The 26,143-nt window shown below is 66.0% G+C and carries 26 protein-coding genes and 2 pseudogenes; 17 read left to right on the top strand and 11 right to left on the bottom strand.

The window, feature by feature from the left end; all coding sequences use genetic code 11:
- The first annotated feature begins 47 nt into the window (after window positions 1-47).
- A complete protein-coding gene (locus ACQP0P_RS47035) occupies window positions 48-1,160 on the top strand; it encodes a hypothetical protein (protein ID WP_433369531.1) in 1,113 nt (370 codons plus the stop codon).
- A gap of 290 nt (window positions 1,161-1,450) precedes the next feature.
- Here ACQP0P_RS47035 and ACQP0P_RS47030 read toward each other — a convergent pair whose 3' ends face one another.
- Entirely contained in the window at window positions 1,451-2,269 is an 819-nt protein-coding gene (locus ACQP0P_RS47030; RefSeq protein WP_433369529.1) for an IS3 family transposase, read from the bottom strand.
- Between the two features lie 161 nt (window positions 2,270-2,430).
- Between ACQP0P_RS47030 and ACQP0P_RS47025 the strand changes: the two genes are divergently transcribed.
- On the top strand, window positions 2,431-2,796 hold the full coding sequence (locus ACQP0P_RS47025; protein ID WP_433369527.1) for a hypothetical protein: 366 nt from the start codon (window positions 2,431-2,433) through the stop codon (window positions 2,794-2,796).
- A 29-nt stretch (window positions 2,797-2,825) separates the two neighbouring features.
- On the opposite strand, the gene ACQP0P_RS47020 is transcribed toward ACQP0P_RS47025, so the two are convergent.
- Window positions 2,826-3,182 (bottom strand): hypothetical protein, encoded by a 357-nt coding sequence (locus ACQP0P_RS47020; RefSeq protein WP_433369524.1) that lies wholly within the window; start codon window positions 3,180-3,182, stop codon window positions 2,826-2,828.
- 145 nt (window positions 3,183-3,327) lie between these two features.
- On the opposite strand from ACQP0P_RS47020, the gene ACQP0P_RS47015 reads away from it, so the two are divergent.
- The gene (locus ACQP0P_RS47015; protein WP_433369521.1) at window positions 3,328-4,248 is read left to right on the top strand and encodes a nucleotide kinase domain-containing protein; all 921 of its coding nucleotides are present in this window, start codon (window positions 3,328-3,330) and stop codon (window positions 4,246-4,248) included.
- Window positions 4,249-4,287: 39 nt separating this feature from the next.
- Here ACQP0P_RS47015 and ACQP0P_RS47010 read toward each other — a convergent pair whose 3' ends face one another.
- The 4 genes from ACQP0P_RS47010 to ACQP0P_RS46995 all read right to left on the bottom strand — a co-directional run bounded on the left by ACQP0P_RS47010 (window position 4,288) and on the right by ACQP0P_RS46995 (window position 6,665).
- Window positions 4,288-5,085, bottom strand: coding sequence for a hypothetical protein (locus ACQP0P_RS47010; RefSeq protein WP_433369518.1), 798 nt, complete (start codon window positions 5,083-5,085; stop codon window positions 4,288-4,290).
- Window positions 5,086-5,149: 64 nt separating this feature from the next.
- Window positions 5,150-6,058, bottom strand: coding sequence for an ImmA/IrrE family metallo-endopeptidase (locus ACQP0P_RS47005; RefSeq protein WP_433369516.1), 909 nt, complete (start codon window positions 6,056-6,058; stop codon window positions 5,150-5,152).
- Window positions 6,055-6,480, bottom strand: a complete 426-nt coding sequence (locus ACQP0P_RS47000; protein ID WP_433369513.1) for a helix-turn-helix domain-containing protein — start codon at window positions 6,478-6,480, stop codon at window positions 6,055-6,057. Before ACQP0P_RS47000 ends, ACQP0P_RS47005 begins: the two co-directional genes overlap by 4 nt.
- Complete coding sequence (locus ACQP0P_RS46995; RefSeq protein ID WP_433369510.1) at window positions 6,477-6,665, bottom strand: hypothetical protein; 189 nt, start codon at window positions 6,663-6,665, stop codon at window positions 6,477-6,479. Before ACQP0P_RS46995 ends, ACQP0P_RS47000 begins: the two co-directional genes overlap by 4 nt.
- A 193-nt stretch (window positions 6,666-6,858) precedes the next feature.
- On the opposite strand from ACQP0P_RS46995, the gene ACQP0P_RS46990 reads away from it, so the two are divergent.
- Window positions 6,859-7,731, top strand: a complete 873-nt coding sequence (locus ACQP0P_RS46990) for a nucleoside triphosphate pyrophosphohydrolase family protein (protein WP_433369507.1) — start codon at window positions 6,859-6,861, stop codon at window positions 7,729-7,731.
- 103 nt (window positions 7,732-7,834) lie between these two features.
- Here the strand turns inward: ACQP0P_RS46990 and ACQP0P_RS46985 are convergent, their stop codons facing one another.
- The gene (locus ACQP0P_RS46985; protein ID WP_433369504.1) at window positions 7,835-7,960 is read right to left on the bottom strand and encodes a hypothetical protein; all 126 of its coding nucleotides are present in this window, start codon (window positions 7,958-7,960) and stop codon (window positions 7,835-7,837) included.
- A gap of 396 nt (window positions 7,961-8,356) precedes the next feature.
- On the opposite strand from ACQP0P_RS46985, the gene ACQP0P_RS46980 reads away from it, so the two are divergent.
- Both ACQP0P_RS46980 and ACQP0P_RS46975 read left to right on the top strand, forming a co-directional pair.
- Window positions 8,357-8,902: a winged helix-turn-helix domain-containing protein gene (locus ACQP0P_RS46980; protein WP_433369501.1), complete on the top strand. Its 546-nt coding sequence runs from the start codon at window positions 8,357-8,359 to the stop codon at window positions 8,900-8,902.
- A 794-nt stretch (window positions 8,903-9,696) separates the two neighbouring features.
- A complete protein-coding gene (locus ACQP0P_RS46975) occupies window positions 9,697-11,478 on the top strand; it encodes a reverse transcriptase domain-containing protein (protein ID WP_433369499.1) in 1,782 nt (593 codons plus the stop codon).
- 247 nt (window positions 11,479-11,725) lie between these two features.
- Here the strand turns inward: ACQP0P_RS46975 and ACQP0P_RS46970 are convergent, their stop codons facing one another.
- Window positions 11,726-13,894, bottom strand: a complete 2,169-nt coding sequence (locus ACQP0P_RS46970) for a recombinase family protein (protein ID WP_433369496.1) — start codon at window positions 13,892-13,894, stop codon at window positions 11,726-11,728.
- A gap of 331 nt (window positions 13,895-14,225) precedes the next feature.
- Between ACQP0P_RS46970 and ACQP0P_RS46965 the strand changes: the two genes are divergently transcribed.
- From ACQP0P_RS46965 to ACQP0P_RS46950, 4 genes are all read left to right on the top strand, one after another.
- Complete coding sequence (locus ACQP0P_RS46965; RefSeq protein ID WP_433369493.1) at window positions 14,226-14,360, top strand: hypothetical protein; 135 nt, start codon at window positions 14,226-14,228, stop codon at window positions 14,358-14,360.
- A 170-nt stretch (window positions 14,361-14,530) separates the two neighbouring features.
- The gene (locus ACQP0P_RS46960) at window positions 14,531-14,665 is read left to right on the top strand and encodes a hypothetical protein (RefSeq protein ID WP_433369490.1); all 135 of its coding nucleotides are present in this window, start codon (window positions 14,531-14,533) and stop codon (window positions 14,663-14,665) included.
- 37 nt (window positions 14,666-14,702) lie between these two features.
- The gene (locus ACQP0P_RS46955) at window positions 14,703-14,963 is read left to right on the top strand and encodes a hypothetical protein (RefSeq protein ID WP_433369488.1); all 261 of its coding nucleotides are present in this window, start codon (window positions 14,703-14,705) and stop codon (window positions 14,961-14,963) included.
- 167 nt (window positions 14,964-15,130) lie between these two features.
- Window positions 15,131-15,949 carry a DUF5677 domain-containing protein gene (locus ACQP0P_RS46950; protein WP_433369486.1) on the top strand — a complete coding sequence of 273 codons (819 nt, stop codon included), beginning with the start codon at window positions 15,131-15,133 and terminating at the stop codon, window positions 15,947-15,949.
- A gap of 641 nt (window positions 15,950-16,590) precedes the next feature.
- On the opposite strand, the gene ACQP0P_RS46945 is transcribed toward ACQP0P_RS46950, so the two are convergent.
- Together ACQP0P_RS46945 and ACQP0P_RS46940 are read right to left on the bottom strand one after the other, a co-directional pair.
- Window positions 16,591-16,767 (bottom strand): hypothetical protein, encoded by a 177-nt coding sequence (locus ACQP0P_RS46945; protein ID WP_433369483.1) that lies wholly within the window; start codon window positions 16,765-16,767, stop codon window positions 16,591-16,593.
- 84 nt (window positions 16,768-16,851) lie between these two features.
- Window positions 16,852-16,998: a hypothetical protein gene (locus ACQP0P_RS46940; protein ID WP_433382536.1), complete on the bottom strand. Its 147-nt coding sequence runs from the start codon at window positions 16,996-16,998 to the stop codon at window positions 16,852-16,854.
- Here ACQP0P_RS46940 and ACQP0P_RS46935 point away from each other — a divergent pair.
- From ACQP0P_RS46935 to mobF, 3 genes and pseudogenes are all read left to right on the top strand, one after another.
- Window positions 16,931-17,218, top strand: a pseudogene (locus ACQP0P_RS46935) (LysR family transcriptional regulator substrate-binding protein); the annotation flags it as partial. The gene ACQP0P_RS46940 and the pseudogene ACQP0P_RS46935 overlap by 68 nt on opposite strands.
- A gap of 148 nt (window positions 17,219-17,366) precedes the next feature.
- The gene (locus tag ACQP0P_RS46930; RefSeq protein WP_433382534.1) at window positions 17,367-17,555 is read left to right on the top strand and encodes a hypothetical protein; all 189 of its coding nucleotides are present in this window, start codon (window positions 17,367-17,369) and stop codon (window positions 17,553-17,555) included.
- Between the two features lie 316 nt (window positions 17,556-17,871).
- Complete coding sequence (gene mobF / locus ACQP0P_RS46925) at window positions 17,872-21,831, top strand: MobF family relaxase (protein ID WP_433369480.1); 3,960 nt, start codon at window positions 17,872-17,874, stop codon at window positions 21,829-21,831.
- Window positions 21,832-22,187: 356 nt separating this feature from the next.
- Here mobF and ACQP0P_RS46920 read toward each other — a convergent pair whose 3' ends face one another.
- Complete coding sequence (locus tag ACQP0P_RS46920) at window positions 22,188-22,535, bottom strand: GntR family transcriptional regulator (RefSeq protein ID WP_433369477.1); 348 nt, start codon at window positions 22,533-22,535, stop codon at window positions 22,188-22,190.
- 696 nt (window positions 22,536-23,231) lie between these two features.
- On the opposite strand from ACQP0P_RS46920, the gene ACQP0P_RS46915 reads away from it, so the two are divergent.
- From ACQP0P_RS46915 to ACQP0P_RS46900, 4 genes and pseudogenes are all read left to right on the top strand, one after another.
- Window positions 23,232-23,630 carry a hypothetical protein gene (locus tag ACQP0P_RS46915; protein ID WP_433369475.1) on the top strand — a complete coding sequence of 133 codons (399 nt, stop codon included), beginning with the start codon at window positions 23,232-23,234 and terminating at the stop codon, window positions 23,628-23,630.
- Complete coding sequence (locus tag ACQP0P_RS46910) at window positions 23,631-24,506, top strand: hypothetical protein (RefSeq protein WP_433369472.1); 876 nt, start codon at window positions 23,631-23,633, stop codon at window positions 24,504-24,506. It begins immediately after the preceding gene.
- A 223-nt stretch (window positions 24,507-24,729) separates the two neighbouring features.
- Window positions 24,730-24,882, top strand: a complete 153-nt coding sequence (locus ACQP0P_RS46905) for a hypothetical protein (protein ID WP_433369469.1) — start codon at window positions 24,730-24,732, stop codon at window positions 24,880-24,882.
- A 5-nt stretch (window positions 24,883-24,887) separates the two neighbouring features.
- Window positions 24,888-26,006, top strand: a pseudogene (locus ACQP0P_RS46900) (recombinase family protein); the annotation flags it as partial.
- Window positions 26,007-26,143: the final 137 nt, after the last annotated feature.

Raw genomic sequence — 26,143 nt, 5'->3', positions numbered from 1 at the left:
GGATATGCGGGACAATTCGGAGATTGCATCAATGATGATGAACGGCGGTGTCCATGGTCGTGAATGGCCATCCCCCGAGCCAGGGGCGCGAACAGCTCGTCGCAGCGCTCAGGGAAGCACGGGATATAGCAGGAAACCCGTCGTACGGCGTGCTGTCTCGCCACACGCCCAGACGTCATCCGCTGAGCAAAACTGCCGTCCACGACATACTGAACGGGATTCGGGTGACTCCCCTTCGGTGGGAGATAGTTTCCAGCCTCGTGCATGCCTGCCGTGAGGTCTTGGAACAGACCGGCATCGATCCTGATGAAGCACTGGGAACGATGGCGGACTGGCACCAGCGGTATTGCAGCTACCTTCACAACGGCGCCCCGCGGCAGGTCGACGACGAAGCTGTTGTCGACCGTGCTACCGGCAGGATGCTCTCTTCCGCCTCCGCACCCAACGCCTCTGCTGAAGGCATCGGTCAATCCGCCGGCAACACCACAGGTAGCACTGTCTCCGCCGGGACCGGCCTTGGCTCCTCAAAATCGGATTCACCTGAGTGGAAGCGAATGCTGACGTGGTTCGGACCGCGGGGTGTCGACCTCCTCGACTGGGCTGACAAGCAGCAAGCCCTGGCGGCCTTCGAACTGGGTGTCCTCCTGCTGAACGCTGGGTCTCTGGCCGAAGGCGGAGAATTCCTGCGCCAAGCGGCCCAGCGGGACCCTCGCTTGGCCTTGAAGGTGAGCCTCCGGCAGGGAGCGTATCTCTACGGCAAGATCCCGAAGGATATCTGTCGCAGGGTTGCCGTCGGCTACTCGTGGTGTGGACTTGATGAGACGTCACGTCAGTGGCAACACTATGCCCAGAGCCTGGACGGTATCCCGGTGATCGGAGTCCTCTCCCCACTTGGGCGGCACGCTGTCATGGACGATGTCTTGGAGCTGAACCCGACCCGTCACGCCCCATTGGAGCCGAACCAAGTTCAACAGATCGACATCGCATACTGCGAGGTCTACACCTCACTGCCGGAGCCGGTTCTCACCAAGCATGAAGTCGATCTTCTAAAGAGCATACTTGCGCAGGATCAGCAGGACACTTCTGTCGTTGAGCGCGAGCATCTAACGATTCCGCCACCTGTGGAGATCGCGGAGTTCTCCGCAGATTTCGTCTCTTGACAGAGACTCCGCGGTCCGATCACCCGGCGCCTAAGCTGGAAGAGACCGCTCTTACCGTTTTCTTGGTCGATTGCGATGGAGCAGGTCAGAGGGCCGGTTCGCTCGCAAGCCGGCCTTCGTTGCGTCGGTGCCGACTCAGGTGTTCGGTTCGTCCGCGAGGTAGGCCTGCAGCATCGTGAAGCCCGGCATGCTCTGGTTTGGCTGAACCCCGACACCGAACACCTCCGGGTCCTCGAAGACCGGCTCACCACTGGGCCGGTGAGGGGCCACGGTGATTCCGGACAGCCGTGTTATGGGCGTAGTCTATGCGGCCGTTTGGGCTGAGAGGGACTCGTTGAGTACCTCCAGGGGGGCCGGTAGCCGAGCGCCGAGTGCAGGCGCCGGCGGTTGTAGAACCCTTCGATATAGCGGATGACCTGCCGTCTGGCCTTGGCTCGCGTGGTGAAGACGAAGCGGTGCAGCCACTCGTTCTTGAGCACGGCAAAGAACGACTCCGCCATCGCATTGTCGTAGCAGATCCCGGTGCGGCCGACCGAGCGGCGGATGCCCAAGCAGGTCAGGAAGCGGCCGAACTCATCCGAGGTGTAGTTCGAGCCGCGGTCGGTGTGGAACACGGCGCCGGGCTGGAGCAGGCCGGTGCCGGCGGCCATCCGGATCGCGTCCTTGATCAGCTCGGTGCGGTAGTGGTCGGCCATCGCCCAGCCCAGCACCGCCTTGCTGTGGCAGTCGATCACGGTGGCCAGATAGAGGAAGCCTTCCCAGGTGCGGATGTAGGTGATGTCGCCGACCAGCTTGACGCCCGGCCGCTCAGCGGTGAAGTCTCGGCCGATCAGGTCGGGGATGCCACGGTAGTCGCCCTGGACGGTGGTGGCCGGCCGGAACGCCCGGACCTGGGCCGGGACCAGGCCCTGCTCGCGCATCAGGGCGCGCACCAACTCGGCCGAGCAGTGCTCGCCGCGACGGGCCAGGGCGGCGTGCACGCGCCGGTAGCCGTAGGTCTCGTGCGAGGCGGCGAAGATCTCGGCAACCGACGCGGCCGGCAGGGTCCGGCGTTGCGCGGTGGCCGAGGCCAGCCGCTCGCGCCATTCGTAGTAGCCCGAGCGGGACACGCCCAGCCGGCTCGCAACGCAAGCTCGCAGTCATCGCCACCGGCGAGCTGATCGAGGGCAACGGGCGCCTGCTGGCCTACACTGGCCCCTGGTTCACCGGCGGTGTAGGCGACCCGCTACCGCCGCGCACCGATCCCCAGCGGCGCACCTTCAACCTCGACATGGTCGCCTCCGGCTGGGCCGCCACCTTCCTCATTTACCCCTCCCTCCCAACTGCGGCCGACCTGACCCTGCTGGTGGCCGATGCTGAGACCGCGTGGGTCGAGAAGCGCGGGGCATGGGCGCAGTTCGGCGAGGATCTCCTGCTGGGGTACGAGTACCGGGCCTGCATCAAACTCGGCGCCCGCACCCTGGATGACGGCCCAGCCGCCGCGATCGGCCAAGCGTTTCAGCGGGTGTGTGTGGACCTGCGCACCCTGGCTGAGGTCGGCCCCTACGGCTACCACCACATACCCCCCGGCCAGAGGTTGTGGATCTGGAACAGCGACTTGGACCAAGCCTGCCGTGACCTGCCCATCACCCCCTGAACCCCACCCCCCGGCCAGCACACCCACTTCTAGGAATCCCCGAGGTCGTCAGTGCTCCCCGCCTTTTGGGCGCCGCGTCGCGGTTTCGGGCGGTGTGTGTTTCGGCGTGGGCCTGGATGGCGGACTTCCGGCCAGTCCTCGGCGGCACCGGAGCCTGGGGTGTTGTCCAGGGCGTCGGCGCTCATGCTGCGATAGGCCTGCAGCAGGGCGGCGACGTGTTCGGGAGAGACCTCGGCGTTGACCACGAGGGCGGCGAGGAGTTGGGAGCGGTTCACGTTCTCGTGGGCGGCGAGTCCGGCGGCGACGAGTCGCTCAAGGCGGTCATCGACGGCTTGGGGCCAGGTAACCAGGGTGTTGCGGCGTCGAGCGCGCCACAGCAGTTTCATCGCCGCTCCCGCTGCCCATGATCTATATTCAATATATATTCCGTGCATGGTGAGCATGCTGCAAGCCCCGTCCCGGCCACAGACACAAGACTGTGAGCCGCCCGCTGTGGTGAGCATTGCCGGGCGGACACTGCGACCTACGCCGGTGTTCGACACCTATTGGCGTTTCGCCGCAGCCAGGCAGCAGGTCTACCTCGCACGGCTGGGGGAGGTGCCGCCGCCCGCATGCCAGGATCCGGTGCTGGCGCAGCACCGCTTCACGAACTGCTTTCGCGCCGCGGACCGGGTCAGCCAGTACCTGATCGGCCAGGTGTCCTACCGCGGGGATCAACAGTGGCGCGAGGTGTTCTTCCGCACCGTGCTGTTCAAGGTCTTCAACAAGATCCAAACCTGGCAGCTCCTGGAGACACACCTGGGCGAGGTGACCTGGAGCGGATATGACTTCCATGTCCTGGACGGCGTGCTGTCAAAGGCGTTCGCGGCGGGAGAGCGACTGTATTCCGCGGCCTACATCACTCCTCCGCCGGCGCTGGGGGAGCAGCGCAAGCACAGTAACCACCTGCGGCTCGTCGCGTTGATGATGGACCAGGAGGCGCCGGAGCGGGTGCGGCAGTCCGCATCGATGCGCGAGGCGTATGAGGTGCTGCTGGGCTTTCCGGCGATCGGCCCGTTCCTGGCCTACCAGTACCTGATCGACCTGAACTACGCGGCGCAGATGCCCTTCTCGGAGATGGACTTCGTCGTCCCCGGCCCAGGAGCTCGCGATGGGATCCGCAAATGCTTCGGCCCCGCGGCCAGCGGTCTGGAGGCTGAGGTGATCCACTACATGGCCGACACCCAGCAGGAGCACTTTGGCCGTCTTGGGCTGTCGTTTGAGGGGCTGCGGGGTCGTCCCTTGCAGTTGATCGACTGCCAGAATCTGTTCTGCGAGGTCGACAAGTACGCGCGGGTGGTGCATCCGGAGGTCGCCGGTATCAGCGGGCGCAGCCGCATCAAGCAGCTGTATCGGGCCGATGCCGCTCCCTTGAGCGCGTGGTTCCCGCCCAAGTGGGAGATCAACGCTTAAGCGCTCCAGCAGGTGAGAGCCCGGTGGTCGGCGCGCTGATCAGACGGACAGCTGCGTCTGGGTCTGAATCACCGGGCGGATGGCGCTGACGCGCTCTTCGATCTGGGCGTGACCGGCGATCACCGTCAAGCTGCCCGGACGTACTTCCGCCTGCTGGGCCAGGTAGGCCAGCAGGCGCCCTAGCCCCAGGTAGTTGCCATAAGCGCGGTCCACCATGTAGTGGCTGCGATACAGGGCTACCGCGTGCAGGGTGTCTTCGCGATCCAGCTGGAACGAGCAATGGCTCAAGCACGGGAAACCGCGGTACTTGTTGTCGGTGCCGGCGACGTGGACTGAGGTCGACCAGGTGCCCTCCTCTGGTTCGGTGTCGTGGGGGTGGGCGACGTCCATCTCGTAGGCGGCGCTCATCGGCCCCTTGATGGAGGTCTGTAAGCGAATGCGGGCGATCAAGGTGGTCAGCTGGTCGACCGGGCCCTTCTTGCCGGGGTAGGCGACGATGCGGCCGAAGTAGGTTCCGCTCCTGTTGTGCCGGTCGATGCGCATGAGCGACTTGTACATCTGCTGGTAGCGGTGCACCAGTTCCTCGGGGGAGGAGCAGGTGGCTGCCAGCCCGGCGGGGAAGAGGGTGTTGGCGACCGTTTCGATGGGCGCGTACCCGTGCTTGTCGCGGATCTGGTCGAATTGGGCCCGCACCTGCGGGTCCTCGGCGGCGGCGTCAGCGATGCGGACCACGGTGTGAAAACCTTTCTGTCCCGGATTGGTCTTCACATCCAGGGCCCGGCAGGCGGCGGCCCAGGCCAGGGAGGTGTTCTTCTCGGCGACGCTGAAGGTGTGCATCAGTGCTCCTGAGATCGTGACGGCGAGCGCGGCATGGCAAGAGCTGAAGCTGGAGCTGGTGCGGTCAGGTCGGCCAAAGCTCCAGGACGCCGACGCGCGGTGACTGCCGCGCGACGGTGACCTCGAGCAGATCGGCAGCGCCCGGCACCCGAACCGTCACCGTGGCCGTGCCGGTGAGGGCGTCGGTGACTTCCGCGACAGTTGCGGGGGCATCCTCGTCCCAAAACAGCTGCCCTTCGGGGTTGCCGGTGGGGACCAGGCAGGCGGGCAGCGCATCGAAGTGCGCGCCGGGGGGGCGCAGTACAATCAGGTCGCCTATGTCCACCCGCACCGTCGCCTGGTGGGCGGTCGTGTCGATCACGTGGACATGTGCCTTGCTGGGCACCATGCCACCGGCCAACACCGTCTTGATCGCGGCGGGTTTGACCTTCAGCCAGGCGGTCTTTTGTGCTCGCGTCAGGAGCCGCAGCCGGTGCAGGTGGTTCACGGTCCCGGTGTAGGAGGTGCCCAGCCAGCGGGCTACTTGGTAGGCGTGTTCGGGCACCCGGGGGCGCTCGACACCAAGTCGCCGAAGCGCCGATTCCACCGCGGGCAGGGGCATGAGGAACCACGCCGCGAAGGCCTCTGCGGTCTTCTCATCATCGGGCCAACTGCCATCTCCCCAGCCGACGGTGCGGTCCAGTTCCTTGTCGAGGGCGGTGCCGTGCCCCAGGCAGTGGTGACCCAGCTCATGTGCTGCTGTATGCCTTTGGGTGATTATGTCCAATTTTTCGTTCAGGAGCACCGCAGGTCCGTCGTCATGCGGGGAAAAGTAGATGCCGAACAGGCGCGGCATGGGCCGCGCCATCCCGACCAGCCCGGCTTCTCGTAGCGCGCCGTGCACGTCAACGTAGTCGTCGCGGTCGATTCCCAGGTCGCGGTGGGCCTGCACGGCCGCCATCGCGGCGACCGTGTAGGCGACGTCCCAGTTCACTCAGCCGGCCTGGACGGCGTCACGTGTCCGCCGTCTTGCTCTGTGTCTGGTGTCTCCTCCTGGGCGCGTCGGTATTTCAAGAACTCGGCGAAGCTGATGACCTCCTCCCAGTCTCCATCGGTCAGGCCGACCAGGGCGCGGGGCATCCCGGCCAGGGCGTGCTCACCCGGATCGGCGTCTTCTTCCTTGGCCAGGAAGTAAGACACCGGTCGGGTGTAGAGGCGGGCGAGCTTTTTGAGTTCCAGGCTGTCGACGCGTCGGGCGCCGCGTTCGATGTCGCTGACCGCGGAGCGCGGGATGCCGGTCATGTCGCACACGTACTGTTGTGACATGCCTAGGTAGTCGCGGGTGTGACGCAGTCGTTCGGCGAGCAGGTCCAGTTCGGGGTCGCGGTTACGCGCGTCGGCCGAAGCAGGGGTCATGAGTGGTGCCTTTCCTTGATCACCTTCAAGGCGGTGGCGGCGAAGGTGTACACAGACCGCGTGGAGCGGGCGGTTTCTTCGTTGGTGGGAACGGTGATGCCGTAGCGTGCCTCGACCTGGGTCAAGATCTCGACGACCAGGATCGAGTTGACCGGCAGCTCCTGGCCGCCTTGTTCCAGTTCCATGCGTAGTTCGCCGGGGTCGCGGTCTTGTCGCTGCGCCAGGAGTTCCAGGACGAGGGCGACGATGTCCTCCAGGGACGGCTCAAGCGTTTTCAGGAGTCTCTCCCGTTCGTCGGATTCTCCGGCATCACTGTTCTACTATACGACAACGTCGGCGATGCCGACGATGATGCCGGGTTATCCAACAGGAGGCGTGATGCACTTCAACCGCTACCAGCAAGCAGCGATCAAGACCCTTCAGCCCGCCGCTCCCGGCGCCGACCCCGTGATGGTCCCCCTGCTCGGCCTGACCGGCGAGGTCGGATCCCTGGCCACCGCCTACAAAAAGCACCTGCGCGATGGGCCCGGCATGGCCTCCGGTAAGCACCTCTTACGCGAGGAACTCGGCGACGTCCTGTGGTACGTCGCGGCCCTGGCGCACCGCTTCGACCTCGACCTGGAAGACGTCGCCGCCGCGAGCCTCGTAAAGATCAACGACTGGTGGCTCCCCACCCCCACGGCCGACCGCATCTTCTTCGACGCCACCTTCCCCCAGGCCGAACAACTCCCGCGACAAGCCACCCTCACCTTCACCCTGCAACAACGCGACCGCGACGGCCGCAGCGTCGCGGTACTGACCCACGACGGCAGGGCGTGCGGGGACCCCCTCACCGACTCCTCCCACATCGACGACGACTACCGCTTTCACGACGTCTTCCACCTGGCTCACGCCGCCGTCCTGGGCTGGTCCCCCGTCACACGCTTCCTGCTGCGCTGCAAACGCAAAAGCGACCCCAGAATCGACGAAGCCGAAGACGGCGGCCGCGCCATCGCCATCGAAGAAGGCATCTCCGCGCTCGTGTTCGCCTACGCCGCCCGCCACGGCTACTTCGAGAACGTGCGCCACATCGACCACGAGTTCCTCAAGACCATCGCCACCATGACCTCCCACCTCGAAGTGAGCGTCCTACGTGCCGCCGACTGGGAACAAGCGATCATGACCGGATACGCCGCCTGGCGACAGCTTCGCGCGAACGCGGGAGGCATCCTCCACCTCGACCTGGACCGGCAGACGCTAACCGTCGAGTAACCCGCCCACGACGACACCAAACAGCCACCCGAGGAGTGTCCTGGCCTCCGCTTCAAGTGCGGAGGCCAGGACCGAGACGGACGGACGGGATGCGGTGAGCGGGTTAGCGGTGAGTGATCCACCAAATGGTCAGCGCGACGGGGGCCGAGGCGGCGGCCGCAGCCGCGCTACGTACCGCGGCAGCCAAGGCGGCGCGAGTCAGACGGCGCAGGAACAGGCGGTCGATCATGAGCGGTTCTCCTTACCGCGGGCTCCGGTGCTCTGATTGCTCGGGGCGGTATCTGTGATTGAGCCGCTCCGGGTGGTTTTCCGGCTTTACGGCAGACAATTTCAAGCACAGTTAGAGGAGAGGCATGGGACGGCATGCGAGAGAGAAGGCCACCCCGGCATGACCGCAACTCCAGACGGAACGTGAAATTCAATTTTGGATTCTGGAATCAGAATCTTAGAGTGAGCTTTAATTGGTTCATCGTCAAGCATGAGCCATTTGGCCCCACTGGGGCCCTCAGCGAACACCGCACAGATTTCTCTGACAATTCCTAACGCGGTTGCCTCTGAGGTTGAAGGGCTGAAGTTACCTGCTTCGGGAGCGTGTTGATCGGTCCAGAGCGGTCATGCCGGAAGCATGAGGTATCCCGAAGGCGGCGGGCTGACCGCCGCCGCACGCGCCAAACGAGAACGCCTACGCTTCGAGGCCGCCGACCTGTTCGCCCAGGGCGTGCCGCCCCCGGAGGTGGCCCGCCGGTTCAGGGTGACCCGGATGTCGGCCAACCGCTGGTACCGGGCCTGGCAGGCAGGCGGCACCGCGGCCCTGGCCTCCAAAGGCCCCGGCGGAGAGAGGTGTCGCCTGGACGAGGCCCGTCTGGACCGGTTGAAGGCCGAACTGGAGCGGGGACCGGCCTGGCACGGCTACACCGAGGACCAGCGCTGGACCCTGGCTCGCGTCGCGGACCTGATCGCCTCGCTGTTTCGCGTCCGCTACACCCCGCGCGGGGTGTCGTACCTGCTGCACCGGATCGGCTGGACTCCGCAGGTGCCCGTCCATCGCGCCGCCGAGCGCGACGAGGAGGTGATTGAGTCATGGGCCGCCGAGCAGTGGCCGGTCATAAAAGGGCGGCGCTCGACCTGGGCGCCTGGCTGTGCTGGGCCGACGAGGCCGGGCAGAACCTGAGGCCGCCCAAGGCCCGCACCTGGGCATCGCGCGGCCGTACTCCGGTGGTGCGGGTGACCGGCAAGGGATATGGCCGCGTGTGCCTGGCCGGGCTGGTGTGCGCCAAGCCCGGGATGCGGACCCGGTTGATGTACCGGGCGCTGATCCGGCGCGGTCGTCCCGGGGAGGTCAGGGGTTTCGGTCCGGGGTGGTTCGCGATGCTGCTGGATGCCGCGCACGCCCAACTCGGTGGGCCGATCGTGCTGGTGTGGGACAAGTGCGCCGTGCGGCGTTTCGTTGTATCCCCAACGCAGTTGGGAGGAATTTGGAGGAACATTCCTGGGTCGCCGGACTTACCTGGAGGCGAAAGCCGAAGGGGACCACAGCATGTCCGGGAAGCGGTGACCGTCTGATGGCGTATCAAAGACGGTGCGCCGCGAGACCCGCGCGATATGGCCAAGGCTGGATTGCTTGAAGCCCAATCTCCAGTGGTGTCCAGACCCACCCGTCGGAAAAAGACGCCTGACACCGACGTCACGCTGTGCTCGGCCCTGGTTGTCCGGGCTGGGCAGCCTCCACAGCGGTGGACTTCGCCCAGCGAGGGCGGACAAGGAGATGAGTGGGCGGCCTACGTCGTGCTCGATACGTACAACGAAGACGTACCACGGGATCGCCTACCGGGCGCGAGCCCCATGGTGACGGAGTGCCCGTAGTAGTCGCAGGAGTCACGACCTGCCGCAGGAGGCCGGGAAAGCCGGGCCGCAGGGCGAAGGGGCACAGGCTGATCGAGATGGTCATGCTGGGAGGTCTGCGAAATGCAGGACGCTGAAACAGTTTTGGGCATCATCCGGGAACGCGGCAGGCGCGGCCTGCCGCTGGAGAGGTTGTATCGGCAGTTGTTCAACCCGCAGCTGTTCCTGCTGGCCTACGGTCGCATCTACGCCAACAAGGGGTCGATGACGCCGGGGGTCACAGCGGAGACCGTGGACGGCATGTCCCTGGCCAAGATCAGTTCGATCATCGGCGCACTGCGCACCGAGTCGTATCGGTGGTCTGCGGCCAGGCGGGTCTACATCCCGAAGAAGAACGGGAAAAGGCGCCCGCTGGGAGTGCCGACCTGGTCGGACAAATTGGTCGCCGAAGTGGTGCGCCTGCTGCTGGAGGCGTACTACGACGTCCAGTTCTCCGACCGCTCTCACGGGTTCCGTCCGGGACGGGGCTGCCACACCGCGCTGAGTGAGGTGGCTGTGGCCTGGACAGGAACACACTGGTTCATCGAAGGTGACATCTCTGACTGCTTCGGATCTCTTGATCACCCGATCATGGTCGGAATACTGGCGGAGAAGATCTACGATGGCCGGTTTCTGCGGCTGATCGAGCGGATGCTCCACGCCGGGTACATGGAGGACTGGAGATGGAACGCCACGCTCAGCGGTGCTCCGCAGGGCGGTACGGCGTCCCCGATCTTGTCGAACATCTACCTGGACCGGCTCGACCGGTTCATCGAGGAACATCTGCTGCCTGAGTACAACCGGGGCGGTCCCCGTCGCAAGAACCCCACCTACCTGGCCAATAAGTCTCAGATCGAAAAAGCTCAGCGGCGCGGCGACCTGGAGGCGGTGCGACTGCTCAAGCAGCAGCGCCGCCAACTGCCGAGCGGCGACCCGAACGATCCGGGATTTCGGCGGCTGAAGTATGTGCGCTATTGCGATGACTGGCTACTCGGGTTCGCCGGGCCCAAGCACGAGGCCAGGCAGATCACGTCACGGATCCGACAGTTCCTGCGCGAGGAACTCAAGCTGGAGCTGTCCGAATCCAAGACATTGATCACTCACGCCACCAGCCAGGCGGCGCGATTCCTCGGCTATGAGATACGGGTCCAGCATAACGACACAAAGATCACCTGCGGTCGTCGGGCGATCAACGGTGTCGTGGGCCTGTTCGTGCCCTCCTCGGCGATCCGAGAACGATGCGCCCGCTACACCAAGGGTGGGAAACCCGCGCCGCGCGGCCCGTTACTGCACGATGAGGACTTCAGCATCGTCAGCGCTTACGGGACCGAATATCGCGGGTTCGTCCAGTACTACCTGCTGGCTCAGGACGTGCACCGCCTGAATAAGCTGCACTGGGTTATGGAGACTTCGATGCTCAAGACCCTGGCCACCAAGCACAAGTCCACCGTCACCAAGATGGCCCGCAGCTACAAGGCGATCATCGACACCCCCGACGGTCCCCGGACCTGCTTTGAGGTCACCGTGCGGCGCAAGCAGGGAAAACCGCTGGTTGCCCGCTTCGGCGGGATCCCCCTCAAGCGGCGGCCCACCGCCGTCTTGACCGACCGGCAATCGATCGCGCCTGTCCGGCGCAACGAGCTGATTCATCGGCTCCGGGCCGGAAAGTGTGAGCTTTGCGAGGCCAGGGACGGGCTTGAAGTCCATCACCTTCGCAAACTCGCCGACCTCAACAGGCCAGGTCGACCCGATCGGCCTTCGTGGGTGGCCCTGATGGCGCAACGCCGACGCAAGACCCTGGTGGTCTGCCAAGGCTGCCATCACGACATCCATGCTGGGCGAGCCACAGCCCACCACCGGAAATGATCACTGGAGAGCCGGGTGCGGGGAAACTCGCCCGCCCGGTTCGGGAGGGGGCCGACGGAAAAGGACCCGAACCACGGGCACCTCGCCGGCGGCCTACCTCACCGACCGCCGTCACCTGTCGGTGGCGATGCGCGTGTTGATCGAGGCCCGCCCGTGGCTGACGGTCTTCCGTCTGCCCGCTTATGCGCCGGAGCTGAACCCGGCTGAGATGGGATGGTCTCAGCGCGACCTGCGTAGGGCTGTTCATTCATGAGCCTTGTGCTCCTTGGTGTTCGTCGGTTCGGCGGTCCGCAGGATCGTTGTCGGTCCAGCGGCGCCGGTTGTGATAGCCGGCCGGACGTTGATGCAGGACGCGGAGGCGTTCAACCTCGGCGCGGTCGGCGGTGATGATCCAGCGGTAGGGCGGGCGGCTGTCACGCCATCCGGTGATCCAGCCGCGGCGCAGCCAGCCGGACAAGGTCGCCGTCGGCATCCCGAGCTCGCGGGCCAAGGTGGCCAGCCACCATTGGTCGGGACCGAGGCCGCCCTGATCGGTGCTGCGGTCATGGTCCAGGCCAGGACGCAGGCCCAACCGGCGGATCAGGTGCTGGATCTCACCGACATGGAAACGTTCGTGCAGGTGGGGAGTGCGGAACCCCTCGGCTGCGAGCCGATCGGCGATCGCCGCGTTGCCCAGACCCTCAGCCACCAGCACCTCGATCCGCGCGGTCAGCGCCGGATAGTAGGACAACTGGTCGATCCGGGCCACGGGGCGGATCAGGTCGGCGTGGGTCTGATGCCCACCGGCCCAGGTGACGACAGCATGGACGTTCTCGCCGGCGCCATCGGCGGTGACCTGCACCCGTTCGACCACGGCGCGCACCAGCTTCTTGCGCTCAGCGGTGGTCGTCGTTGGAGCCGACCACAGGGCCGGGATGTCGTCGGCCAGGGCGCGGATCGCGGCCAGCTCGGCCGCCGACAGCCGCCTGGGGCGCTCGTGGCTGAACCGCTCGTAGTCCTCGATCAGCTGCCGCTGGGCGGCCAGCGCCTGTTCCCACTCGTGCTCAAGCTGCCGCACCACCAGGCGGTTTTCCGGCTCGGCGAGCTGGTACTGGCGTCGTGCCCGATCGCAGGCGAACTCAGCGCGCTCCAGGCGCTGCCGCCAGATCCGCTCCACCTGCCGGCGGTGCGCCTCGATCTGCTCGGCCGCGTGCACCGACACCTCCAGCGCGGCCGGGGCCAGCGCGCCGAGTACCTGGGCGACGACGTGGTCGTCGAGGAAGCGTCCGGCCATCTGCTGGCAGCGCGGTTGCCCGTAGGTGTGATGCCGTCGCTGACAGCTGTAGCGGTGGATCAGGCCGTGCCGGTTGCTCTCGTAGGTGATCTGCATGCGCTGGCCGCAGATCCCGCAGACCACCAGACCGGCCAGCAGGCCCGAGCCCTGGCGCGGTGCCCCGGCGCTCTCGGCCCGCGCCCGGTTGGCGGCCATCCGCGCCAGATTGCGCTCATAGTGCTCCACCGTGATGTACGCCGGCAGCGCTCCCTCGATGCGCACCAGCCACTGCTCGGCATCCAGGCCGCGCACCCGGCCGCAGTGCCCGCGCCCGGGCAGGTGCCGGGCCGCCTCGGTACGGCTGCGCCCATAGGCGTAGATCCCGGCGTAGGCCGGGTTGCGCAGCATGTTGCTCAGACCCTGCTGGTGCGGCGCCCGCCACACCAGCTCGCCTTTGCCCGGCCCCGAGCGTTCCCGCATCCCGATCTGCACCCGGTGCTCCACCAAAAAGCGCAACACCGCATGCACCGTCCCGAGCTGTTCGAACAGAACGAACACCAGGCGGACAACCGCCTGAACCTGCTCGTCCGGGTCGAGGCCGACCTCGCCGGAAGGGCGGCGCACGTACCCGGCAGGCAGCGGCACCGCCAGCTCCCCGCGGGCGGCCTTGGCCAACCGCCCGGACGCCATCCGCTGCTTGATCAAATGCAGCTCGACCTCGGTCATGGTGCCCTTCAATCCGAGCAATAACCGATCGTTGTACCAGTTCGGATCGTAGACCCCGTCCGCGTCGGCCAGCAGCGCCCCCGATAGCGAGCACAGCTCGACCAACTGGTGCCAATCGTGGCCGGCCCGGGCCAGCCGAGACATCTCCAAACCCAGCACCAACCCCACATGCCCCATGGTGATCTCGGTGACCAGGCGCGCGAACCCCGGTCGTTCGGCCGCGTTCGCCGCTGAGCGCCCCAGATCCTCATCGATCACCATCACCCGCGAGGCCGGCCAGCCCAGCGCGACCGCCCGCTCGACCAGCCCGTACTGCAGACGCGTGGACTCACTATGATCAAGCACCTGCTGCCGGGAGGACTGGCGCACATACACCACCGCCAGGTGGTCACGGTGACGCCCCTGGACCTTCCCGTCCTCATGCTCACGCAGCAGCATCGACATCACCCCCGCCCCGCCCATCCAGGCCGGCCGCCTGACCCGCCGCCCGATCCACCAGCATGATCAGGGTCTGAACCACCTCCCGCCGGTTCGGCTCCGGCAGTACCGCCCACAGCGTGCTCACCGGAATCTGGGGGGCTCGTCCTTGCCTGCGCTGTCCATGACGCGCCGCCTTCACCTTGGTCACGGGCCCGCAGCCGCTCGACCAGCTTGACCAGCCGAAGCAGGCCCTCACTGCCAATAATCGGCGCGTTCACATCCCGCTGTCCATCTTTCCCTGCACTGTGACAAACCAACTGAGGGCGTGTGGTCGGCGCTCAAGCGGGGTTTGGCCAACCTTGCCCCTCGCGACGTCGACGAACTCGCCGCGATGGTCGCCACCAAGCTCAAACGGATGCAGTACCGGCACGGCCTGCTGGACGGCTTCATCGCCCAGACCGGCTTCATCCTCGAACCGTCGTAACTCCCGCCTTTCAAACTCAGAGGCCCAGATGAGCCCAGACGGCTCTTCAATAGTGAGCAGCACAAAAGCAAGAATTAGCTACTGACCTCGACGTAGCCTGTTGGTTTGCCGCGTCTGATCCTGTTCGGCAAGGTCATGATGCGATTTTCCTCACGTCGGCGAGCCCAGCCATGGGAATCCGAATCAGTTGCCTCTGCCCGGGGGTGGCCAGGTGGCGGCCGCGCTGGTTTGCCATGCCCGACCTCGCGCCCGGCGCCATTCGCGACCTGCACGACCCGAATACCGCCGAGGACGACGAGATCTGACCAGCGTGGCGGAACAAAGGGTGGCAACGTGGGAGCCATGAAGGAGACACCGGACTCGGCCACAGCGACCTACGAGGACCTGCTGCGCCAGACCCGCCGGATCCACCAAGAGCTGGAGCGGTACGACGGGATAACCCGGCGGCAACTCCAGGAGGAGTGGAAGACCATCGAAGCCGCGATCTACGTCGCGCTGGGCACCACCGATGACGAGTCCGGCCAGGTGGCAGGACGGGCCGCTCTGGATGCCGCCCGACAGATCCGGGCGCGGTGGATCCCGGACGCAGACGACCTTCCGTAGCCGTATCCGGTGCGTTGATCCTTTGAGGGTGCCACCGTTAGATGAGCGCCCTGTTGGTGCGGCGGGAGCGCCAGCGAGCAGGACGTCGAGCCTGTACTGCGGCAATGATCGACTAGGTCACAAAAATGACTATTACCTCCGGCTTTGTCGTCAGTAGCGTTGATCAAGTGACTTATGAGTTTGGGTATAACCCCAAGACCACCCGGCGTGCCCTGCCGATCGCCCGCAAGCTGATCGCCGACGGTGACATGCTGCTGGCCCAGGGACTGGAGCTCCCGGTCGAGAACCGGGAGATCGTCCGTGCCCTGGCGGGCTGGTGGCGGCACGTCAACGTCCTGGCTGAAGACTTCATCAACCGCGTCGAGGCTGGCCGGACCATCACGACGACGCCGATCTACCGCTCCATCGTCGAGCACGTCTACAAGATGCTCTGGCTCGCCTCCGAGGGCGCCAACGGCCTGGCCGTCCTGGACTTCTCCACCTGGAACAACAAGAAGATCCTCTTGGAGGAACTGACCGACCCGAACACCGGCAAGCGCCGCTGGCCCGCCCTGGACCACATCGAGATCGGGGCCCCTCCGGGCGTCGACCTCTCCCATGCCTCCGCAGACCCGGAGATCGCCCGATTGAAGGTGCTACTGACGGAGTTCAAGAGATTCAACAAACTCACGGCCCGGTTTGGCGAGGAGGACATGTATACCGTCTACCGGCACCTGTGCGACTACACCCATGCCAGCGCTTACACCGCCGACGCCTACACCGAGGACCTCGGCGACGGCATGTGGGCGATCCGCACGGACGCCAAGCCGAGCGATGGGGAACGCGCCGACGTCATCTGGCTGCCGATCCTGCTCATGCAAGCCGGCCTAGTGTTGTCGTCCCGGCTGAAGGGCGATCCGTTCCGCAAACAGATCAAGCGCGCCGCTTTCGAGTACGACGTTCCGGTGACACGGCTCCTGCCCGTGGCGCTCCCGGCAACGGACTGACAGTGAATTCCCCAAGGTCGTCGACCGCGTCTTCACGTAAAACCCGACCGTCTACTCCGTCACCGCACGTCATGCTGAGGGAATAGACGGTCAGGTTTTCGTCCGCGTGTATGGGCAACACTTATCCGGCACGGTGGGCGCGCCGCGCTAGAGCAGGTCAGGCTCCGGAGGGACATCTAGGTCTAGAAGGTGACCCCTCTAGACCTAGAGGCAGTGAGGCGAGCTACGGGGAGTCCGCCCGAGATCGGCGCGCCCGGTAAGCCGCTTGACGGCATTTAGGGGAACAGTACTTTCGCGGTCGCCCACCCGCGCCACTGCGGGAGGCGAAGTCGGGTTTACCGCAGTGAGCGCACGCGATGGTGTTGGAGAGCCACTCTTCGTAGGCGTCGTCCACGCTGACGGCCTGCCGACCGCCTCGGCGAGCTGGGCCCAGGTCACACCCGTGGCGACCTTGGCCTGCCGGACGGCTTCGGCCGCTTCCTTCTTGGTGAGCACGAGGCTCCTTTCGTCTCGATCGTGGCCTGACGCGCGGGGAAGTTCGGGGAGCGGTGGCGAGGGCCGTGCCCTGGACGCTCACATCCGGGGCACGGCTCGCTTGCCGGCCGCCTCGCCCCTATAGAGGCTGGCAAGGGCCCTTGCGGCTAGCGCGTGCGGGTGCTGTAGGAGTGGACGCCGGTTCCGGCCAGTGCGCCGCCCTCGACGATCAGGTACTCGTCGCGGATCGGGGTGCCGTCCAGCCAGGCTTCGAGGATCTCGCGGGTGCCGGCGGTGTAGCGGGCCTGGGCCGACAGCGAGGAGCCGGAGATGTGCGGGGTCATGCCGTGGCGGGGGCGGTAATTCGCTGGCCTGACCGCCGAAGGGGAGCGGGTGCTGCCCTGGGCGCACCGCATCCTGGTCGACTGTCAGGCGTTGCGCCACGACCTGGAGACGATACGCCGGAGCCTGTCGGGCGTCCTGCGCCTGGGCGCCATCCCCACCGCGCTGGCCGCGGCGTCCCTGCTGACCGGACCCTTCTGCGAGCGCCACCCGCACGTGCGCGTCAGCCTCACCTCGCTGTCCTCGCGCGAGATCGACCGGCAACTGGCGGAGTTCGAGATCGACGTGGCGCTGACCTACCTCGACGAGGCGGATCTGGGCGGCGCGCACACCAGGCCGCTGTACGAGGAGCGCTACCTGCTGCTCACCCCCGACGACGGCGAACTCGCCGGCCGGGACGTGGCGCGCTGGTCGGAGGTCGCCGCGCTCCCGCTGTGCCTGCTCAGCCCGCAGATGCGCAACCGGCGGATCCTGGACGCCGCCTTCGCCGCCGCGGGCGCCGTCGCGGCCCCCCGCTGTCGAGACCGACACCGTCTCGGCCCTGTTCGCCCAAGTCGCCACGCACCGCTGGTCCAGCGTCATCGCCCATGCCTGGCTGCACATGTTCGGCGTCCCGGACGGCATGCGGGTGGTGGGCATGGAACGCCCCGCCCGGGCGCCGCGCGTCGGGCTGGTGATGGCCGACCGCACCCCCGAACCGGTACTGGCCCGCGCCCTGCTGGAGGTCACTCGCGACCTCGACCTGCGCGACACCTTCGACCGGATGCTCCACGACCACCTGAGCCGATAGCGAGCGCCCCTGGCCGCTCGGCTGCCCAAGGTGATCGGCAGCCAGTCACTGACATCGAATCCACGCGCAACAACCTTTAAGCAAGATCTTTAAGAAACCACTATTTCAACGCTGCTATCACCATCTCTGATTACGATGATCTATCTAATATCAACACAATCTGTCATAATTCCTTACAAGATCAATTCAAGACTTAGACCGAAGGTATCTGCGATACACCTTGGGCTGCTCCCGCCATCAGCGGCCCTGCCATCGTCGCTACCGCCACCGTCTGGACGGGGGTCACATGGCCTGGGTGAATGTGCTCGGTCCTTGCATGGAGCAGGTGGATTATCGATTACGGGAGGGCGCCGGTTGTGGCGTGCCATATGCGGGCGAGCGCGGTCACGACCCCAGCGAGGAACTGGATGGGCAGCTGAGCTACCGGCTGGGCGGTGGGCGCGGGCTGGTGTGGATCGGTGAGGGTCTGCATGAGGTGGGCATCGTCCCGGGCACTGCGCTGACGGCCGACCAGCACGGCATGGCGCGGGCGTTGATGAACGGTGAGGACCCGATTACCGGCGAGCTGCTGATGAAGGCCAAGCATGTTGTCGATCCACGCGGCAAGCTGCCTGCGGCGCCGCTTGGGGAGGCGCTGGAGGCTACCGCAGCCAAGCGCGGTACCACTGTGGAGGGCCTGTTGGCCGCCCGCCCGGCGATGGTCAAGCGGGCGGCTCAGATGGCACGCGGTATCGCTCGGCAGGGCGAGGTGCACCTGGTGCGCATCGATGATCTGGACCAGTTGGCCTTCGCCGCCGGTGTCGACCTGGCCGAGGTGTACGAGTGGGAGGAATTGGCGTACGCGCGTAAGTGGCGCGACGCACGGGTTCGTATCGGCAATCGTGGCTATGACCTGACTCTTGACGTGACCAAGAGCGTGTCGGTGCTGATCGGGCTGGCCGACCCCAGCTTCGCGGCGGGACTGGAAGGCGTCGCCGCTGAAGCGGTGTTCGAGACGGTCTCGGCGGTTGAGCAGTGGGTGGGCTACGGTCAGCGAGGTCACCAGGGCGACGGCCGGCTGGCTGAGCAGATGGGCACGAGCGGGTTACTCGGCTGGGTGATGACGCACCGAACCGCGCGTCCGGTGGGGTCGTCGGCGCCGGATCCGCACTGGCATGCGCACGTGGTGATCGTAAACGCAGCGCGCGGGTTGGATGGGAAATGGTCGGCGGTCGCGTCTGGAGGACGGGACTTATACCGACACGCGCACGCCGCCGACGCCTTCTTCAAGGCGCGAGTGCGCCGAGTAGCGATTGAGCGCTACGGCATCGCCTGGATCCGGAATCCGGAGACCGGAGAGTGGGAGATCGCAGCCATCCCAGCCGCGGTGCGGACGTTGTTCTCCAAGCGTGACGGCCAGGTGAAGCAGGTACTGACCAAACTCGGCTTCGCCGCTGGAGAGGCCTCTCGACGGGCTAAGAAGGTGGCTTCGGCTGAAAGCCGCCAGCACAGAACCGACCCCGGGCAAGCCGAGTTACGTGCCGATTGGCACAACCAGCTCGAAGCGGTCGGCGTGGACCCGGTCGCGCTGGTCGCAGCCTGCCGTAGTGGCGCGCCGTTGCCCGTGCGGCCTTCTCCGGCGGAGATCGCGGCGTGGATCTGGCGGCCGGAGGGCGGGTTGACCGCGCATCGCAAGGAGGTGTCCCGGGCCGCTGTGCTGGCTGCGGTCCTGGACGCGCTCCCCGACGGGGTGGCGGATCTGGCCGAGGCCGAGACGCTGGCCGATGAGGTGCTGGCACTGGCTCCAGCGGTGCGGCTGAGTGATGCCGGGGCGCGTCATATGGCCAACTCCGCTCGCTACACCAGCACCGACATCCTTGCCGCCGAACAGGCCCTGCTGGTCATCGTGCGCCGCCGCTATAACGGCGGTGTGGCCGTGTTGGACGCTGATGCCGTCCGCTTGGCTCTGGACACCTTCCAGGTCGGCCACCAGATGGTCTTCACCGGCGAGCAACGAGCTGTGCTGGAACGCGTTCTGCGTGCCGGGCACGGGGTGGAGGCGATCATCGGCGTGCCCGGCGCGGGCAAGACCACGTTGATGGCCGCCGCCCGCGCCGCCTACGAGAGCCGTGGCCTGGTGGTCCGGGGCGCGGCCACTGCGGCGGTCGCCGCCGCCACCCTGCGCGCCGAATCCGGCATCGGCACTGACACGATCGCCACCTGGCTGCTGCGCATCCAGCGCGGGCGGGGGTTGGCCGGGGTGGACGCGCTGGTGGTCGACGAAGCCGCCATGGTCGACGACCGCCAGTTGGCCACTCTCCTGGACGACGCTGAACGGCACGGCACCAAGGTGGTGCTCCTGGGGGACCCCAAGCAACTGCGCGCGATCGGCGTGGGCGGTGGATTCGCCGCCATCCACCGCCAGGTCGACGGGCTGGTGCTGCGGCAGAACCGCCGCCAGCGCGACCCGCTCGAACGCCAAGCCCTGGAGTTGTTTCGAGCCGGCCAACGCCGCCAAGCCCTGCATACCTGGGCCTCAGGCGGCCATGTACACGCTGAGGCAGGCGCCGATGACACGATGGCCCGGCTGATCGCCGACTGGGCCGGCGCCCGGCAACCGTACCGGGGCGTCGAAGGGCCGGGTGTGCATGACGAACTGGCCGACCTGCTGGTGCTGGCAGGAACGAACGAGGCTGCCAACCGGCTCAATCTGGCTGCCCGAGCGATCCGCCGCGAACTGGGCGAGCTGTCTGGCCCTGAACGCGTTTACCACTTGGCCGGCGGCGCCAGCATTGCCCTGGCCGTTGGGGACCATGTACGGGTACGCAAGAACGACTACCGCGCCCGCCGCGGCGAAGGCCCGGTGGATGTTCTTAACGGCTATCGCGGCCGTGTCACCGCCATCGACAGCAGGCGGGGCGTACAGGTCGAATGGCGTCAGGCTGGGCTGGATGGAGCCGCACTGGTACGTGAATGGGTCAGCCCTGCCTACATCGCGGCTGGTGGTCTGTCGTACGGCACCGTGATGACCGTGGCTTCCGCCCAAGGCCTGACCGGTCGAAACACGTTCGTCTACGGTTTGGGCCTGGACCCGAACAGCGCGTACACGGCCCTGAGCCGCGATCGGCACAGTGCCCACCTGTACCTACCTCTTGAGCTCCTGGAAAGCGACGCCGACCGGCTCCGCCACGGCCCAACCCGTGGCCCGGCCGACGAACTGCAGCGCGCCCTGGCCGCCTACGCCACGGCCCTCTATGGCGACCGCGCCGACCAACTCTTGACTCCCGAACCCGAACCCATCGCCCACCAGACACGCCTCATCCCGCCTGTCCAAGCAGACGCGTCTCCATACGTCGAGTTCGAGCGCGCCCAAGCCGAGGTGCAGGCCGCCGATCGCGCGGCTCGCATCACCGTGCAGCGCGCCCGCGTTCTGCAGTCCCTCACCAACTCCCCCTACGGCGTCGGGTTGGCCGCCGACGCCGAGCTGAGTCACCGCATGAGCCGACTCGGGAGACAACTCGACACGACGCTCGCCAAGGCCGGAGCCGCCGAACAGATCGCTCAGCGCCTGGCCGCTGAGGGCGGAGGCCTAAACGAACGCGGCCTGCTGGCCGAGCGCGCCGACATCGAGGAGCAGACCAGCCGGATTGAGACGGCCGAGGCTGCCGCCCTCCAGCTCCAGCAGGCACGCCAGGCGGTCACCGAGGGCCGCCGGCGCCTGAATGAGCTGCGCCGGCACGAGCATGCCGTCAAGGACGAACTGGCCAGCCTGCGCCCGTGGCAGCGAGGCCGCCGCCGAGACCTGACGGCCGAGCTTATCGACCTGCACGAAAGCAAGGAGCGCGTAACCCAGCGCCTCGCGCCGATCCGTGCCCACGGCCCGGTCTTGGAAGAGTCCGCTCGCCAGACCGCCGCGCAGGCCCCGCCGGTTGGCACCTGGCCGCACCTGCGCCGCCGCCACGCCGAACTGTCGAACTCCTTCGACATCAGCCTGCAGGCTGCCCGGGACAGCGACGTCGACATTGTCAAGATGCGCGCCCAAGGACTTCGCCAAGCTCATGAGGCCGCTCGGCACGAACTCACCACGATCCAACGCGAGATCATGCGCCGCGCCGACCTGCCACCTGACCAGCGCGACCTCGAACGAGCCGTCCGAGCCGAACAGGCCACAGCAAAGCGACCGGACGCTCAACCGCCCCACAGCCGCATCAACCAGCGTGGCCCCTCCCAGGCATACCAGCCACCGACCAATCGCATTCGCAACGATCTTCGTCGTGGGTCTGGCTTCAGTATGTGAGCACGGAAGCGTAGGCGCCGCCCGGCGCGGGAGAGCGTCACTGCCTTTCGCGAGCTCTGGAAGAAGACGCTGGCAGGCGGAACCGTCAGAAACGATCTTCTTCAATGGCGGGCGAGAATCGCGGCCGCCCGAGTCTTCCTCGCAGGCCGATGATGGCCGTCGCGAAGCCGCACCTCCAGGTAGTCGTCTCTCGCTTCGCTCGGGCCGCTCCACCTGGACCTGCGGCTTCGCGACGGCTGATTCGGCTGCTGCCGAGGAAGAGCCCGGAGCCCCGAGAGGTAGGAACCTCGAAGGTGCGTGGCGTTGCACGCGCGACGTTCTGAAGGGATGGAGCTCGAAGGGACGCGTGGAGGAGGTCAGCGGCCTTCGAGGTCTTTCACGCGAGACTCCAGACCTTCTACGCGTTCGGCCAGCCGGCGCACCTCGGTCATCGCCTGCTGAAGTTCGGAGGACGGCTCATTCTGGTCAGGAGTCTTGACCACGTATGTGCCGCGCGTCGATTGCGTGCTGATCAGGCCATCGTGCGCGAGTTCGTCCAAGGCTCGACGGACTGTCTCGACGGCCACGCCGTAGCGCTGGGCCAACTGCCGCCGCGCCGGAAGCCGCTCGCCGAGTTTGAGTCGACCTGCCGCCACCTCTTGACGCAGGTCGTCTGCGATCTGCAGGTAGGCAGGCTGAGGATCGCTGAAATCAGGCACGGACACAACACCAAGGCTAAGCCCTTCAGCTGTACTAGGAAAGCACAGTTGAGCTATACCTAAATTGAACTAGTACAGTACTGTCTACCTAGACCAAGCTGATCGCCAAGCAAGGAGGAAAGGTGAGAGCGATCGCCATGGGCTGATGGCTCCGACCTGGTGTGATGTCGGCCGTGCTTTGGATCACTAGCCGGATGGATGCGCGCACGGCAAACCAGCAGTGCGGTGTGAAGGTGATGAGAACAGCAGGGGGATCACGAGGCGCTAAAGCGCGAGGCGAATCTTCTGACTCTTTCGAGTCAAGACTAGCAAAGTGATTTGTGTCATCATGGCAGATACGTCTGATACGTACGTGATTCCTGGAACACAAGGGGGTGAGGCGTCTGGGGGATCACCAGCAGTTGGGAAGCGGACAACTGCGCATGTCGGCGTAGCTGAACAGCTCCCGCCGAATCATGAAGTTGGTCCTCTGCAAGTTCACTACAGGAGGACCCGGCGCCCGCATTGCTTGCAGGCTAAGTGGCGCCGGGCCTCCCGCCAGACCCACTCGAAGGGAGTAGGTCATGTTCAGCATCCCATCCATCGCAAGCACAGACACCTTAGGGGTGCCTCACTGGCTCATGCGTCGGCTGCTGACTCTCGTCACCACTCTGACGGGACGCGGGCATCTTGACAAGATCTCAGCGATCGGAGTCAATGCCGATGGCTGACACCGTCTGGCTGTCGTCAGATGGCCCCCATGGTGACGACTACACCAGCGAGGTCGCCGCAGCCGTATCCGAGGCTGTCCGCGTCCTCAACCACGCCACGCTCTCCCAGGTCGGCGTCACCTATCCGTCCACCGTGTACGACGTCCTCGGCCGTATCAGCATTTCGACAGCTGGGCTTGACCAACTGCTGGGGCAACTCGGCGAGGCGTTGCGGCGCATGCAGGAATCCGGACAACTGGGTGACGACCATGGCGACCCCGGCGAGCGTCTTGACAAGGCTCTGTCAGAACTTACGGCAGCCCGGAAGACAGCCCGTGACCTCGCGCTCCGAATCGACCGTGCCTTCAACACCACGGCCGGCCTGCATCTGACGTACAGAGGCAGGCACTAGATGAAACGAGAAGGGCTGTATTTCGACGACCGATTCCCGACTCGGAGGCAGGTAGCAGGCCTGTCGGACGCCGCATTTCGTATACATTTCACAGCGATCTTCTGGTGTGCCCACAACCTGACCGACGGTGCGGTACTCCAGGAAGACCTGATCGACGTGTGTCCGCGAGTGCGAAAGCCGCTGCGCTTCATCGCCGAACTCGTGTCCCGGGGTACCTGGCATCTGCCTGGTGAAGAGTGTCCCTCCGATCTCTGCCCGGCGCCTGTGGCGAAGGGGTGGGTGATCCATGACTTCTTCGCATTCGTGCCCGCTAAGGAGCGGGCGGAGAAAGAACGGAAGGCCAACGCCGAGCGGCAGAAGGGGTGGCGAGACAGGCGACGCAACCGAACCGAGCCACACGCAGTCGACGGTGGCGTTAGTAACGCCAAACGTAACGCGTTACTAACGCCACGCAGCTCCGTCCAGTCCCCGAAGGGGACTAGGACGGAAGAAGATGCAGACAATCAGTCGTCTTCTCGTCGTAACGCGCGTGCCTGGGCGAACGACGACGATGCCATCGATCGCGGTATCGTCCAGCTCCTGGCTGAGTTGACCGGCCGCGAGATCCGCCCCCTCGACGCGGCCGCGATCCGCCACGCGATCCTCGATGGCCGGTCCGTCAAGTACCGCAGTCGCTACGTGGCCAAGGCAATCGAGGAAGACCCCGACAAGTTCCTGCCTGCGGTCGAGGGCGTCGAGCCCAGTCCGTCGCTGAGGATCGCCCCAAATTGGTGCGGTCACTGCGACGAGCGCACCCGGCAGATGGAACTTCACGACAACACTGTGGCGCGCTGCCCGGCGTGCCACCCACTCGTGGCTAAGAGACCTGCGTCATGACCAGACGCAAAGCACTGTCCTGCTTGAGAAAGCACCGCAGGCAGCCTGCGCTTTCGACGTCACGGAAACATCCGACCCGCCGCCCTGCCGAGGTGCCGGCCGCAACGTGCGGATCTACGCCAAGGTACGGCGGCAAAGCGGCCCCGACTCCAGTACCGCCAAGCACGTCGCCGGGGCCGTACCCCTACCCGCCAGCAACGAACGCATAGGAGCGCCTCTCATCATGACCGCATCCACCACTCGTAAACAGCCGACTCCGCACATCGTCTTACCAAGTGGACCGCCCTGCCTGACGCCCAGCGCCGCCACGGAACTGCTCGCCATCCTGCTGGAGGCTCACCAAGCCATGCTGGTCAACCACCCCAACGCCGCATAGGACCCATGAACACCATCCGCTTCGCCTTCTACGGCCGGGTCTCCACCGAGGACAAGCAGGATCCCCAGTCCTCGCGAGGCTGGCAGATCACCCGCTCCCGCGCGCTCATCGAGTCGCGCGGGGGCGTGATCGTCACCGAGTTCTTCGACGTCGACAAGTCCCGCTCGATCCCCTGGCAGCGCCGCCCGCACGCGGCGGCGCTGCTCGCCGAATTACGCAACCCCGACCGCGGCTTCGACGCGGTGGTGATCGGTGAGCCGCAACGAGCCTTCTACGGCAACCAGTACGGCCTGACCTTTCCCGTCTTCGAGCACTTCAGGGTTCCGCTCTGGGTGCCCGAGGTGGGTGGCCCGATCGACCCGAACAACGAGGCCCATGACCTCGTCATGAGCGTGTTCGCCGGGATGAGCAAGGGCGAGCGCAATCGCATCAAGATCCGCGTGCGCAGCGCCATGAAGGCCCAAGCCCAGGTGGAAGGCCGCTTCCTTGGGGGCAGGCCGCCGTACGGCTATCGCTTGGCTGATGCCGGCCCCCATCCCAATCCCGCCAAGGCGGCCGAAGGCAAGCGGCAGCACCGATTGGAACTCGACGAGTTCGCCGCTGCCGTCGTGGCCCGGATCTTCGGTGAGTTCCTGGAGGGCCGTGGTCTCTACGCCATCGCCGAACGTCTGAGCGCCGACGGTGTTCCCTGCCCTTCGGCCCATGATCCGGGCCGCAACCGCCACAGATCCGGGATCGCATGGTCCAAGAGCGCAATACGGGCCATAATCACCAATCCTCGCTACACCGGCCGCCAGGTCTGGAATCGGCAGCGAAAGGACGAGGTCCTCATCGACGTTGACGACGTCGGCCTCGGCCACGCCACCAAGCTCCGCTGGAACACGCGCGAGGAATGGGTGTGGTCCGACGAGATCGCGCAACCGCCGATTGTGACCGCAGAGGACTTCGAGGTCGTCCAAGAGTTGCTCGCCGGGCGCGGTGGGCGGCAGACCGGCCGCCGCCTCAAGGCCGCGAGCCACACGTACATCCTCCGAGGGCTGCTCTTCTGCGGGGTATGTGATCGACGGATGCAGGGCAACTGGTCCAACGAGGCGCCGTACTACCGGTGCCGCTTTCCCGAGGAGTACGCCCTGGCGAATCGGGTCATGCACCCTCGCAATGTCTACATCCGAGAGGACGCGATCGTTCCGAAGCTTGATCGCTGGCTGGGGAGGTTGTTCGTTCCTCACCGAGTCGATGAGACGCTCGACCTTCTGGTCGA

Origin of the sequence: Streptosporangium sp. CA-115845, assembly GCF_050943795.1 — a bacterium.
Taxonomy (GTDB): domain Bacteria; phylum Actinomycetota; class Actinomycetes; order Streptosporangiales; family Streptosporangiaceae; genus Streptosporangium.
This window is presented reverse-complemented; position numbering and strand designations above follow the sequence as displayed.